Source organism: Geothrix sp., from assembly GCF_049292215.1.
GTDB lineage: Bacteria > Acidobacteriota > Holophagae > Holophagales > Holophagaceae > Geothrix.
Map to the genome: position 1 here is coordinate 27,072 of NZ_JBATQW010000025.1, position 13,121 is coordinate 40,192.

Annotated in this window: 13 protein-coding genes; 7 read left to right on the plus strand and 6 right to left on the minus strand. The window is 68.5% G+C overall.

Going from position 1 to position 13,121, the window contains the following annotated elements; all coding sequences use genetic code 11:
• The first annotated feature begins 76 nt into the window (after positions 1-76).
• Positions 77-1,804, plus strand: coding sequence for an NAD(P)H-dependent flavin oxidoreductase (locus WAS25_RS04985; protein WP_422310412.1), 1,728 nt, complete (start codon positions 77-79; stop codon positions 1,802-1,804).
• A 6-nt stretch (positions 1,805-1,810) separates the two neighbouring features.
• Here WAS25_RS04985 and WAS25_RS04990 read toward each other — a convergent pair whose 3' ends face one another.
• From WAS25_RS04990 to WAS25_RS05010, 5 genes are all read right to left on the minus strand, one after another.
• The gene (locus WAS25_RS04990; protein WP_422310413.1) at positions 1,811-2,812 is read right to left on the minus strand and encodes a hypothetical protein; all 1,002 of its coding nucleotides are present in this window, start codon (positions 2,810-2,812) and stop codon (positions 1,811-1,813) included.
• Positions 2,813-2,875: 63 nt separating this feature from the next.
• Entirely contained in the window at positions 2,876-3,775 is a 900-nt protein-coding gene (locus WAS25_RS04995; protein ID WP_422310414.1) for an alpha/beta hydrolase, read from the minus strand.
• A gap of 75 nt (positions 3,776-3,850) precedes the next feature.
• Entirely contained in the window at positions 3,851-5,215 is a 1,365-nt protein-coding gene (gene radA, locus WAS25_RS05000; protein ID WP_422310415.1) for a DNA repair protein RadA, read from the minus strand.
• Entirely contained in the window at positions 5,215-5,613 is a 399-nt protein-coding gene (locus WAS25_RS05005) for a cobalamin B12-binding domain-containing protein (RefSeq protein ID WP_422310416.1), read from the minus strand. The genes radA and WAS25_RS05005 overlap by 1 nt, the downstream gene beginning before the upstream one ends.
• 14 nt (positions 5,614-5,627) lie before the next feature.
• Positions 5,628-6,083 (minus strand): tRNA (cytidine(34)-2'-O)-methyltransferase, encoded by a 456-nt coding sequence (locus WAS25_RS05010; protein WP_422310417.1) that lies wholly within the window; start codon positions 6,081-6,083, stop codon positions 5,628-5,630.
• 11 nt (positions 6,084-6,094) lie between these two features.
• Here WAS25_RS05010 and WAS25_RS05015 point away from each other — a divergent pair, with 11 nt between their 5' ends.
• Positions 6,095-6,442, plus strand: coding sequence for a histidine triad nucleotide-binding protein (locus WAS25_RS05015; protein WP_422310418.1), 348 nt, complete (start codon positions 6,095-6,097; stop codon positions 6,440-6,442).
• A 9-nt stretch (positions 6,443-6,451) separates the two neighbouring features.
• Here the strand turns inward: WAS25_RS05015 and WAS25_RS05020 are convergent, their stop codons facing one another.
• Positions 6,452-7,693, minus strand: coding sequence for an HD-GYP domain-containing protein (locus WAS25_RS05020; RefSeq protein ID WP_422310419.1), 1,242 nt, complete (start codon positions 7,691-7,693; stop codon positions 6,452-6,454).
• 322 nt (positions 7,694-8,015) lie between these two features.
• Here WAS25_RS05020 and WAS25_RS05025 point away from each other — a divergent pair, with 322 nt between their 5' ends.
• From WAS25_RS05025 to WAS25_RS05045, 5 genes are all read left to right on the plus strand, one after another.
• Complete coding sequence (locus WAS25_RS05025; protein ID WP_422310420.1) at positions 8,016-8,480, plus strand: division/cell wall cluster transcriptional repressor MraZ; 465 nt, start codon at positions 8,016-8,018, stop codon at positions 8,478-8,480.
• Positions 8,481-8,482: 2 nt separating this feature from the next.
• Positions 8,483-9,445 (plus strand): 16S rRNA (cytosine(1402)-N(4))-methyltransferase RsmH, encoded by a 963-nt coding sequence (rsmH, locus tag WAS25_RS05030; protein WP_422310421.1) that lies wholly within the window; start codon positions 8,483-8,485, stop codon positions 9,443-9,445.
• A gap of 11 nt (positions 9,446-9,456) precedes the next feature.
• Positions 9,457-9,825, plus strand: a complete 369-nt coding sequence (locus WAS25_RS05035) for a hypothetical protein (RefSeq protein ID WP_422310422.1) — start codon at positions 9,457-9,459, stop codon at positions 9,823-9,825.
• A 48-nt stretch (positions 9,826-9,873) separates the two neighbouring features.
• On the plus strand, positions 9,874-12,015 hold the full coding sequence (locus WAS25_RS05040) for a penicillin-binding transpeptidase domain-containing protein (RefSeq protein WP_422310423.1): 2,142 nt from the start codon (positions 9,874-9,876) through the stop codon (positions 12,013-12,015).
• Positions 12,012-13,121, plus strand: a 1,110-nt coding sequence (locus tag WAS25_RS05045; protein ID WP_422310424.1) for a Mur ligase family protein, incomplete at its 3' end; no start/stop codon positions are given. The genes WAS25_RS05040 and WAS25_RS05045, both read left to right, overlap by 4 nt.

Sequence of the window (13,121 nt, forward strand, 5' to 3'; positions counted from 1 at the left end):
GCTTGAGCCCCGTCCACCCTTTTGGCCTCAGAATGGTGTCTATGCGCGGAGACCCATCCGTGCCCAGGAGCCTTGCATGGCCGAGTCCTTCTTCAAGACCGCCACCTCGCCCACCCTCCAGGGCTGGCAGGCGCCAGGTTCTTTGGACTTCCAGGCCGCCTTCCTGCGAGCCGGCGGCTGGGCTCTGCCCCGCACCGATGCCTTTCCGGACGCCGCGAAGCTGCGCGCCCGTCTGGAGGAGCTCAAGGCCTCCATGCGCGATGGGGCGAAGATCGGCCTGGACCTCCGGGGTCTGCGGGACAGCGCCGACAGCGTGATGTCCGCCGCCCGTGAGGCTGGCGTGGCCTTTCTGCTGCACACCGCCGAGCTGCCGCCCTCCCTGGCCATCCTCCGCCACACCAACATGCCCCGCCTCGTGGCTGTGCAGAACCCCGAAGAGGGCGCCAGGGCGAAAGCCGGTGGCGCCGCCGCCCTGCTGGCCCGGGCCTGCGATGTGGCCTCTCTCCGAAGCCTCGGCCTGCCCGTCATGGCCGTGGCCGATACGGAAGCCGAAGCGCGGCAGGCCATGGCCGATGGCGCCATCGGCCTGCAGCCCCGTACGCCCGGCCTGCTCGATTCCTCTCCCCTGGCCGCCTTTCGGACGCGCCTCATGGCCGGGCTGGATTCCATGGCCCAGGCCTTTGTGCGACGCGGGGCCTGCACACTGCCCCGGCTCAGGATCCGCAACCTCGACCTGGCCTACCCCATCCAGCAAGGCGGCATGGGCGTGGGTGTTTCCTGGGAAGGGCTCGCGGGCGCCGTGGCCAGCGCTGGCTGCGTGGGCCTGGTCTCGGCCATCGGCACGGGCTACCACGGTTCGGCCAACCCCAAGATGCGCCTGGGCCGTCCCGACGGCACGGATGCGCTGAACCCCCCCAAGGCCCTGGAATGGATCGTCCGCGCGGCGCGCGAGCGCTCTGGGGGCCGTGGCGCCGTGGGGGTGAACATCCTCTGCGCCATCGAAGGCTACGAGGAGGCCGTCAAGGCCTCCATCGCGGGCGGCGCCCAGATGATCGTCAGCGGTGCCGGTCTGCCCCTGGGCCTGCCAGGCATGGTGGGCGATGCCGATGTGGCTCTGGTGCCCATCGTCTCCTCCGGCCGCGCCCTGAGCGTCATCTGCAAGCAGTGGCAGCGGAAGTACAACCGCCTGCCCGATGCGGTGGTGCTGGAAGGCCCCGAGAGTGGTGGCCACCAGGGCTTCAGCCACGACGGCTGCCTGGATCCGGCCCACACGCTGGAGAACATCCTCCCCGAGGTCATCGAGGAGCGGAACAAGTGGGGCGAGTTCCCCATCCTGGTGGCCGGCGGTGTCTGGGATCACGCGGACATCCAGAAGTTCCTGGCCCTGGGCGCCGACGGCGTGCAGATGGGCACCCGCTTCATCGGCACCTTCGAGTGCGACGCCTCGCCGATCTTCAAGGAGGTCATTCTCCGGGCCAAGGCCGAGGACATCGGCCTCATGAAGTCCCCCGTGGGCCTGCCCGCCCGGGGCGTCCGCACCAGCCTGCAGCGCAACATCGAGGCCGGCACCGCGCCCCAGGTACGCTGCGTGAGCAACTGCCTGTCCCCCTGTGGGCACGGCAAGGGCGCCATGGCCGTGGGCTACTGCATCGCCGACCGGCTGGCCGATGCCATGCAGGGCAACGAGGAGAGCGGCCTCTTCTTCACGGGCAGCAACGGAGCCAAGCTCCGCGAGCTGGTGAGCGTCCGCGACCTCATCGAGGAGCTCACTCAGGACCCTGGACTCCAGCGGCTCTACGCCTAGGGGCGTTCAAGTAGCGTTGGGGTGCCGCTCCAGCATCTGCCGCAGGACCGGGTTCCGCTTCACCAGATCCTGGCGGCGGAGATGGGCGATGAGCTGGGGCGGGGCCGCGCTCCAGCGGGCGATGTTCTGGACCAGCAGGGTGGAGGTGTAGGTGCGCCGGCAAAGGATCGCCGTGGCGTGGCTATCGAGGGTGAGGCCCACAAGGCTGGCCAGGCAGCGGCCTTCCGTCGTGAGGATGAGCTCAGCCCGCTCCTCGCCCGCGCGCTGGTTGAAGCAAGCCCGCAGCACGTCCCGGGCCATGGCCCTGACCTGCTCCGGGGCATCGCGGGAACTGGCCACCAGGAACTGGTCCAGTAGGCGCCGGGATGACCAGAGGCGGCGGTAGAGCCCGGGGGGCAGGAGGGGGTTCTGCAGCAGAGCGCGGCGCACGCCGCCATCCTGGGCGAAGGCCGGGCGCCCGCCGAGGGCCTCCAGTCCAGCCGTGGTGCGGTGATGGGCGGCGATGAGCCGGGCATGGATCCCGCCCACGCGGGGATTCTCCAGCACGGCGCGGATGACTTCCGCCGTGGGGTCGAAGCACCAGGCGCTGAGATCCGGCTCCACCGCCACCCGTGCCTGGGCCACCCGCTCGTCCTGGGGCCGCCGGTGCAAATGCAACTCGAAGAGCTGCCGGTGGGTGGTGGCCTTGGCGGCGGCGAGGGGGTCATCCTCTTCCGCCCCGGTCGCCTCGGGCTCGACTTCATCCTGGGTTGTGGTGCAAGGTTCGGGCTCCGGAACCGAGGCCTCCCGTGGAACTGCCGCAGGTTCCGGAAGAAGCGACTCCAGGGCCCCGATGCGCCTCAGGTCCTCGAGCATGGCGGTGACCTCATCCTCATCCTGGTTCATGAGCGCGGCGAGGGTAGGCACGTCGAGGGTGCCATCCAGCAGTGACAGCAGGTAGCCCCGTCTGGGATCAAGGGGCAGGGCGAGGTGGTCCACCCCTGCCCGGGGACGGGGTTTCCAGGTCATCGGTCGAGCCTAGAGCCAATCGGGACGAAAGACACCTGGAGAATCGCCGGGGCGGGGCCGTTGCTATTCCCCGCCCAGGCGAGCGGCAGTGCTTCCGGGGCCAGGTCTCCCGCCTGGAACGCCCCTCGGCCCCCGGATGAGCCAGGGCATCCAGTCCTTGAAGGTGGGGGTCCAATAGGCCCAGTCGTGGCCGCCGGGGCGCAGGTCCACCTGGACTGGTCGGCCCCGTTCCTCGGAGAGCCTGGCGAACGTGCGGCAGGCCCCAGCCAGGTTGTAGCGGTCTTCCGTGCCGGCTCCGATCACCAGCTCGGTTGAGCCTCCGAGGTGCGTCCATGGGTTCCAGGGAGCAAAGAGGGCGGGATCCTGCGGGAAGGTCCGTCGCAGGCTGCGCCGGATGAACCACTGGTAGCTGTCGAAGGGGGCCTTGACGAAGGCCGGTGACAGCGCGAGGCAGCGGGAGAAGGCCCCGGTGCGGGCCGCGAGGTTCAGGGCCCCGAAGCCGCCCATGCTCAGGCCTGCAATGGAGCGGGCGTGCGGTGTCCCGCCAAACCCTGGATGTCTGGCTTCCAGGAGCGGCAGCAGCTCGTCCATGAGAAAGCGCTCGTAGGGGAAGGAACCATCCAGCCGATCCGCATACCAGCTCTGGAAGTGAGTGACGGCCACCCAGAGGCTGGGCGGTAGCTCGTTCTTCGATTCCTGGTCGGCGAGGAAGGCCTCCAGGCCCTCGCGCAGGAAGTCCTCAGGGCCATCCCAGGCACCCGGAAGGAAGAGCACCAGCTGCATGGGCTGGTTGGGGTGGGCGGTGGTCCAGCGGGCGGTCACCTCCGCTGACGGCACGTGCAGGGCGACGGAGACCTCCCGCTTCAGGCGCGCCGATGGGATGCGCTCCAGGGTGACGGCCCGAACAGGGAAAGACGCCGCCAGGAGCGTGATCCAAAGCGCAAGGAACCTCCAGGCAGGCATGGCACCCCCATCCGTGTGCTCCCTTGGATGCGGGAAACCCCGGGATCTTCCACCTTGGTGGCGTCTGTCCGGAATCTATTCTTCTACCACGCCCTTCAGCCAGGCCTTGCCGCGCAGGCGCTCGACGCTGGTCTCGAGGAACAGTTCCAGGGGGCTCTTGCCTTCAAAGCCCAGGCGCGGCACCACGGCGCAGCTGAAGCCCAGGCGGGCGCCCTCCTGCAGGCGCAGGGGCAGCTGGGCCACGGGACGCACCTCGCCCGTAAGGCCCACCTCGCCCATGAAGAGGCACTTCTCGGCCAGTAGGCGGCCCCCGGCACTGCTGCACAGCGCCGCGATGACAGCTAGGTCCGCGGCGGGATCCTCGATCTCCAGGCCACCGGCCACGTTCACGTAGACATCGCGGTCGTGCAGCTGAACGCCGCCGCGGCGCTCGGCCACGGCGCAGAGCATGGCCAGACGCTGGCTGTCGATGCCCAGGGCGGTGCGGCGGGGGATGCCCAGGCCCGCGGAGGCCACCAGGGCCTGGATCTCCACCACCATGGGCCGGGTGCCACTCAGCACCACAGTGGCGGCGCAGCCGGGCCGGGGCTCGGCATCCAGGAAGAAGGGATTGCCCTCGGCGGGGACCAGGCCCTTTTCGGTCATGGCGAAGACGCCCAGCTCGAAGGCCGCGCCAAAGCGGTTCTTCAGGGCTCGCAGCAGGCGATGGTGGTGGTGGCGGTCCCCCTCGAAGGCCAGCACCGTGTCCACGAGATGTTCGAGCACCTTGGGCCCGGCGAGGCTGCCGTCCTTGGTGACGTGCCCCACCAGCACCAGGGGCGTGCCTGTGGTCTTGGCCCAGCGGGTGAGCAGGGCGGCGCAGCCCCGCACCTGGCTCACGCTGCCCGCACTGCTTTCGAAGTCGGGATCGAACAGCGTCTGGATGCTGTCTACCAGCAACAGGCCCGGCTTCATCCGCTCAGCCTCCTCGAGGATGCGGCGCACATCCGTCTCCGCCAGCAGGTGGATGCCCGGGTTCTCCGCGCCCAGGCGCTGGGCCCGCAGCTTGATCTGGCGCTCACTTTCCTCGCCGCTGGCGTAGAGCACGGTGCCCGACGTGGTGGCGGCCCACTGCAGCAGCAGGGTCGACTTGCCGATGCCCGGCTCGCCGCCCAGCAGGGCCACCATGCCCGGGACGACACCGCCGCCCAGCACCCGGTCCAGCTCCCGCAGCCCCGTGGGCACGCGCTCGGTGTCGGTCACATCCACATCCGGCAGGGCCACGGGCCCTGAATAGTGGCTTTGGGCGTAGGCCGAGCCGGCCCGCTGGAGGTCCCGCTTCAGGGCGCCCCGCACCTCCTGCACGGTGTCCCAGGCGCCGCAGGCCGTGCACTTGCCCATGGCCTTGGGGTGGCGCGCGCCGCAGGCCGTGCACTCGAAGTGGGGACTGATCTTGGCCATCAGGCGGAGACTTCCTTGCGGATGAAGGCCACGATGTCATCGGTGTTGGTGCCAGGCTGGAAGATCTCGCGGATGCCCGCGGCCTTGAGCGCGGGGATGTCCTCGTCGGGGATGATGCCGCCGGCGAAGACCAGCACGTCATCGGCGCCCTGTTCCTTCAGCAGTCGCAGCACCTCGGGAAAGATCTGGTTGTGGGCGCCGCTGAGGATGCTCATGCCCAGCACCCGGGCGTCCTCCTGCACCACGGCGGCCACGATTTGCTGGGGGGTCTGCCGCAGGCCTGTATAAATCACCTCCATGCCGGCGTCCCGCAGGGCGCGGGCCACGACTTTGGCGCCACGATCGTGGCCGTCGAGGCCCGGCTTGGCGATGACGACACGGATCGGCGCTTGGCTCATGCGAACTCCCGGGATTACCAGTTCTCAGTCTGCCTCAGGGCCTCGTAAAGGCCAATGGCCGCGGCCTGGGCTTGGTTGAGGCTGCGGTGGTGGTCGCCCAGCATGGGAATGCGCACTAGGTGGTCCCGATTGGCCTCGAGCAGGTCCTCGGGCAGGCCCACGGTCTCGCGGCCGAAGACCAGGCCATCGCCGTAGGCCCACGGCACCTGGGTGTGGCGCCGGGCTCCCTTGGTGCTGAAGAACCAAAGCCGCTTCGCCGGGTTCCTGGCCAGGAAGTCCTCCCAGTTCTCGTAGTGGGTGGGGTCCAGCTTCTCCCAGTAGTCCAGTCCGGCCCGGCGCACCTGGGCGTCCGTTGTCTCGAAGCCCAGCGGATGCACGAGGTGGAGCTTGGCCCCGTTGTTCACGCAGAGGCGGCCGATGCTTCCCGTGTTCTGCGGAATCTCAGGTTGGTGGAGAATGATGTGGAACATCGGAGGTCCTGATGAGCGAGTGCCTGTTCTGCAAGATCGCGCGGAAGGAGATCCCTTCGGCCATCGTGTACGAAGACGATACTCTGCTCGCCTTCAAGGACATCTTCCCGCAGGCGCCGGTCCACCTGTTGATCATTCCGAAAACCCACTGCGAGGGACTTGGGGACCTGACCCCTGAGGCCGAGGCCGCTGCCGCCCGGGTCCCCCACCTGGCCGCGAAGCTGGCTGCAGAACATGGAATCCAGACCAGCGGCTGGCGCCTCATCAGCAACTGCGGTGCCGACGGCGGCCAGACGGTCTTCCACCTGCACTTCCACCTGCTGGGGGGAAAACCCCTGGGCGGGAAGCTCTGCCAGTAGGGCGGAAGCTTAGGTCTGCTCGCGGCGGACGCCGGCATGGGCCGCCGCCATGGCCTCGTCGCCACAAGCGACGAGGTGGGCCACGATTTCGGGTTCTGCCAGGCCCCGGGCCGCGAGGTCTGTCATGAACGTGAGGGCCTGAGCCTGGTCAAGTCCCTTCCGATAGGGCCGGTCCTGCACCATGGCCTGGAAGATGTCCGCGATGCGCAGGATGCGGGCCTCCAGGGGCAGGAGGTTGGCATCGAGGTGGAAGGGGTAGCCGCCGCCGCCTGGGGCCTCGTGGTGGTGGGCGGCCCACTGGGCGATCTCCTCGAAGCCATGCAGGTGGCGCAGGATCTGGTAGGTCTCGAAGCTGTGGGTGTTGATGACCTGCCGCTCCCGCCAGTTCAGTCCGCCTGGCTTGTCCAGGATCTCGTCTGGAACCCGGAGTTTGCCGACGTCGTGCAGCAGGCCCGCGATCTCCACACTCCGCTGGCTGCTCTCGTCCAAATCCATCTTCTGGGCCAGGAACCGGGAGAGCTCGGCCACGCCCAGGGAGTGCTCGGCCGTGAAAGGGCTCTTGGCATCGACGATCCGCGAGAAGATCTCCGCCAGCTGCCTGAGGTCGCCCATGCTGGCCGTGTAGCCCAGCCGTTGGCTGTGCACCTCCTGGATGAAGTCGTCCATGGGCCGGGGTTCCAGCATGAGCCAGAAGGCCTCTGAGCCTGAGGTCTCCAGGAACAGGTCGACGAGCAGTGGATTGAAATCGGTTCCCGAGTGCTGCCGGATCCGCTCCCTGACCTCGGGAGCGTGCAGCAGGATGGAACCCTGTGCGTGGTAGGTGATGCTGAGAGCGTCCACCCGGTCCACCAGGAAGACCAGGTTGGCCTGCCAGGCGAGGGCAGCATCGGTCCCCTCCTCCATGAGCCGGGTCCAGGGGGTGTGGTGGCGCTTCACCGCCGGGGCGAGGGAGGCCAGGGGCTGGAAGCTGGCCAGTAGCGCGGCGCCGGCATCGCAATGGGCCTGGGCATCCGGCGCGGCGAAGGTGGTGATGATGTGGTGGTGGGCCTGGGTGGATGACACACCGATGTCGTGAAGCATGCCGAGGTCGAAGAGGAAGGTGACCTCCTCCGGCCCCAGGCCGGCCCTCCTGCCGCATTCCGCAGCCATGACCCCCACCCGCTTGCCGTGGCCCACATCGTCCACGCCCACCAGGTCGAGCGCGTCGGAGAGCGTGCAGATCAGATGTCGGAGGTCGGCTCGGAGGAGCATGGCGGCTCGTTTAGTCGGCGAGGATGACCCCGAAGATACTCCACTCCTGAATGTTTCTCGATCCAGACCGTTTTAATTTCGCCGACCTGTGAGCCGGTGATCCCTGCGGAATCAAGCCATGACGCCGCGGGAGGCCTTTCTTTCCGTGGCGTCAGCTCCCTAGAGGGATGAATTTTCGCTTTTATTTCCTCTTGTTGACTTTCAAGGGGTTTATACACTTCGAAGTGGTTCTCAGTGGAGAAAAGTGGGTTTTAGTGGATCAAAGTGGTCTCACTTCGGGCTCATCGGTCTTTTCTGGGCAACGGGTTGAAAGGCGATACCGGTGCTGCGACTTCGTGGAAACTCACCGGCCACAGTGGATGAGAAGGGCCGACTGAAGCTCCCCTCCTCCTTCAAGGCCGAGTTGGAATCCTTCGCTCAGGGCGAGGGGGACGGAGTCCTGCGGCACTACCTGACTTCCCTGGACGGTCGCTCTGCTCGCCTGTATCCCCTGCCGGTCTGGGAGGCCATCGAGGCACGCCTGGCGGCCCTGCCATCCACCAGCCCCGCCAAGCGCAAGTTTCTTGAGACCACGGCCTATTTCGGCAGCGAAGTGGAGCCCGATGCCCAGGGCCGCTTCGTCATCCCGCCCATCCTGCGCGAGGCCGCCCAGCTGACCGGCGAAGTCGCCGTGCTGGGTCAGATGGACCACCTGGCCCTCTGGAACAAGGCCGGCTTCCAGCGCCGTCTGGCCGCCGAGCCCCTGGGCGCCGACGACCTGGCCCAGCTCGCGGACCTGGGGATCTGATGATGACGATCCCTACCCCCGTCCACGTGCCGGTCCTCCTCCAGGACGTAATGAACAACCTCGTCCTGCCCCCCGCGGCCCGCATCCTGGACCTCACGCTGGGTTTGGGCGGCCATGCGGAGGCCCTGCTGGCGCGGGCCGATGCTGATGCGCGCTACCTAGGCGTGGATCGGGATCCCGAAGCCCGTGCGTTGGCCGCCAAGCGGCTGGGTTCGGACGGGCGCTTGAGCATCCTGGCCAGCGCCTACGAGGACCTCTGGGAGGAGCCCCACTTCCTCGCCTGGCGGGCTGCCCAGGCGCCCGAGGGCTTCGACGCCATCCTGGCTGATCTCGGTGTCTCCACCCTCCAGCTCCGCTCTCCCGACCGGGGCTTCAGCTTCCGGGACGAGGGCCCCCTCGACATGCGCATGGACCAGGAGCATGGTCTCTCCGCCCGCGCCTGGATTGCCGAGCAGACCGACGAAAGCCTGGCCGATGCCATCTACCAGTACGGCGAGGAGCGCGCGAGTCGGCCCATCGCCCGGGCAATCCTGCGGGCCCTCCACGAAGGCCACCTGGATACCACCCACGACCTGGCCCGGGCCGTCTACACCGTGATCCCCCGCGAACCCGCCAAGCGTAAGGGCCACAGCGACCCTGCCACCCGCACCTTCCAGGCCATCCGCATCGCCGTGAATGGCGAGCTGGACCGCCTGGCGTCCTCCCTCGAAGCCGCCATCTCCCACCTCCGTGTTGGCGGCCGCATGGCCGTCATCAGCTTCCACAGCCTCGAGGACCGCATCGTCAAGCAGACCCTGCGCCGCCTCGCCGGCATCTATGACGGCCCGGGTCGCACCGCCCCGGCCGAACTCCCCAAGGTCATCAAGCTCATCCATGCCGGTGGCATCGCGCCCAGCGAGGCTGAGGCCGCCGCGAATCCCCCCTCCCGCTCCGCCCGCTTGCGGGTGGCTGAACGCCTTTCCTGAACGAGGTCCCCATGGTTGCCGGAACGCTTCCGAGCTCCAACGCCCCCACCCGCATGGTGGAGAGCGAGGGCATCCTGCGCATGCTGCTGCTGGTGCTGGCCTTGGCCCTGCCGCTGGGCACCCTGGCCTACCTGAAGATCCAGAGCACCCGCCTGAGCTACGCCATGGGCGACCTCAAGGAGCGCATCCGCAAGGAAGAGGAACTGCAGCGCAAGCTGATGCTCGAGCGCAGCCGGTTCCAGCGCGACGAGGAGGTGCAGGTCTACGCCCAGAAGGCCGGCCTCCAGCCCCGCAAGCAGGGCCACCTGATCCGCCGTGGCTTCACACCCGAGGACCAGCGCATCGCCAAGCTGCGTCCCGTGTCATCCGAGGGGCTGTAGGCTAGAGGCTGGGCCCGTCCGGGTCCAGCGCCTCCCAGGTCGTCCCCCGTGTCCCTCCGCTTCGCCACCGAACCCCATGCCTCCCGGCGCCTGCTGGGACGGCAGGATCCCCAGGACCTGCTGGGCCGCCGCATGCTTCTGATCATGGGCGGCATGGCCTTCTGGGGGCTGCTCATTCTGCTCCGACTGCTCTGGCTGCAGGGCGTTGAGCACAAGCGGTACCGGGCCAAGGCGAACCAGCAGCACACGACCGTGGTGCCCGTGCCGCCCATCCGCGGCGAGCTGCGGGACCGCCGCGGGGAGCCCCTGGCCATCTCGATCAAGGTGGAGAGCCTCTTCGCCGATCCCCGCGTGTTCTACCCGGACTACAAACCGGGCAAGGGCGACGAGCGCCAGTGGGGCAATCCCGACCGCAAGGCGGCCGCCGAGGTGGCCGCGAGACTGGCCCCCATCCTCGAGCAGACCAAGGGGCAGGTGCTGGACAAGCTCCTGCGGAAGAAGACCTTCGTCTACCTCGAGCGGCACCTCCCGCCCATGAAAGTGGCCGCGATCCGCGCCATGGGGCTGGACGGCATCGAGTTCCAGCCCGAGAGCCGCCGCTTCTATCCGCGAGGCAGCCTCGCGGCCCAGATCATCGGCTTTACGAACATCGACGGGGTGGGCCAGCTGGGCATCGAACAGAACAAGGACAAGGAGCTGGCGGGCCTGAAGGGGGAGCTCATCGCCCCCCGGGATGCCCACGGCAAGCTGCTCATCCTCCAGGAGAACTACAGCCAGATCCCCGTGAACGGGGCCTCGCTCCAGCTCAGCATCGATGCCTCCATCCAGCACATCGTCGAGGACGCGCTGGAGGAGGGCATGCGCATCTCCCGGCCGCGCACGGCCTATGCGGTGGTCGTGGATCCCCAGACGGGTGAGATCCTGGCCATGGCCGGCACGCCCACCTTCGACCCCAACCACATCCTGCCGAAGAAGTTCCGGAATCGCGCCGAGTCCGAGCTCTCGGCGGGCGAGCGCGAGGAGCTGCGGCGCGAGTTGGAGCGGCAGAAGGCGGCCCGCAAGGTGCATCCCGTCGAGGACGTCTACGAGCCGGGCTCCACCATGAAGATCTTCACCGCCGCCATCGCGCTGGAGGAGCGCAAGGTCCGGCTGGGCGAGCGTATCGACTGCCTGGGCGGGCGGTGGCTCTACAGCCCCAAGGTCCCCCCGATCACGGACACGCACCGGCATGGCGTGCTCTCCTTCGAGGAGATCCTCTGGCAGAGCTCCAACATCGGCGCCGCCAAGATGGGCATCCGCCTGGATCCCGCGGTCCACTACCAGTACCTTCGGAAGTTCGGCTTCGGCGATCCCACCGGGCTCAACTTCCCCGGGGAGAGCCAGGGCCGCATGATCGCCCCGGACCGGTGGAGCGTACCCACCCAGTACACCTTCTCCTACGGCTACGGCCTGAACACCACGCCCCTTCAGATCCTCATGGCCGGATGTGCGCTGGCCAACGGCGGCAAGCTCATGCAGCCGATCCTTGTGCAGCGCATCTACAACGACAAGGGCTTGCTGATGAAGGAGATCAAGCCCACTGTGCGGGTCCAGGTCCTTAGCGAGGAGACCGCGAACCTCATGAAGGAGACGCTCAAGGGTGTACTGACCCAGGGCACCGGCAAGCGGGCCAAACTCGACAACGGGGTCGAAGCCTTCGGCAAGACCGGCACCAGCCGCAAGCTCATCGACGGCAAGTACGACCCCAAACGCCACTTCGCCTCCTTCATGGGCTTCTTCCCGGCGGACCGGCCCCAGTTCGGCGTGCTGGTCATGCTCGACGACCCGGCCGGGGACACCACCGGCGGCGACGTGGCGGCACCGCTCTTCAAGCGCATCGGCGATGGCATCCTGCGCTTCCGGGAGACCTCGCCCGATCCCGACCGCGAAGCCGACCTGAAGCTCTCCCTGCGTGACTGGCCCGTCAGCGAGACCGACGAGGCCGCCGTGCATGTCGAGCGGGGCCGGGTGCCCGATCTGAAGGGGCTCAGCCTCAAGGCGGCCATCCACCGCGTGGTGCTGGTGGGCGGCACTCCGCGGGTGGAGACGACCCCCGGTTCGACGGCCACCCGGGTGCTGGGTCAGAGCCCCGAGCCGGGGGTCGCACTCGAGCCGGGCACCGTGGTGAAGATCAAAGCGGGGATGCCATGAAGCTCGACGCACTCATCGATGGGGTCGCCCTCCGGCGCTCCGGTCCCGACGTCGACGTGGTGGACCTCACCAGCGACAGCCGCGAAGTCCAGCCCGGCTGGGCCTTCCTGGCCCTGCAGGGAGAGAAGGTCGACGGCACCGCCTTCGTGCCCCAGGCCCTTGCCCAAGGTGCCATGGCCGTCATTTCCAGCGCTGGCGTGAACACGCCAGAGCAAGTCGCCAACTGCACCTTCCTCGCCGATCCCCGCCTGCGCATGGCCGAGATGGCCCGGCGTCTGCACGGCACGCCGGACGAGCACCTGGCCCTCATCGGCGTCACCGGCACCAACGGAAAGACCACCACCACGACGCTCATCCGCCAGCTCCTGCGGGGCGCGGGCATCGGCTGTGGGCTGGTGGGCACCGTGTTGAACGCCGCGGGCGGCCTCGAGGAGGAGGCCGTGCGCACCACGCCGGAAAGCCCGACCTTCTACCGTTGGCTGCGGCGAAGCGTGGACGCGGGCGATGCCGCCTCGGCGGTGGAAGTCAGCAGCCACGCCCTCTGCCTGGGGCGGGTGCACGGTGCCCTGTTCAAGGTAGGCCTGTTCACCAACCTCACCCAGGACCACCTCGACTACCACGGCACCCTGGAGGCCTACTTCGAGGCCAAGCTGCGGCTGCGGAGCCAGAGTGGCCGGTTCCTGGTGAACGCGGATGATCCCTATGGCCGCCGCCTGCTCGAAGGGGGCCGATGCTGGAGCTACGCCATCGACCACGAGGCGGACTACCGGGCCACGGAGCTGGTGCTGGGCCCTACGGGCACGCGGTTCCGGCTGCAGGGCCTCCAGGGTGACTTCGTGGTGGAGAGTCCGCTGCTGGGCAGGTTCAACGCCTACAACCTCTTGGCGGCCCTGGCTGCCTGCGCGGAGGCCGGCTTCGACCTCAACCGCCTGGTACCCGCCGTGCCGCAGGTCACCGGCGCCCCGGGGCGCCTCGAGCGCGTGGACTGCGGCCAGCCCTTCGGCGTCATGGTGGACTACGCCCACACGCCGGACGCCCTGGAGAAGCTACTGGCCGAGGGGCGGCGCCTGCTCCCGCCCGGCGCACGCCTGCACGTGCTCTTCGGC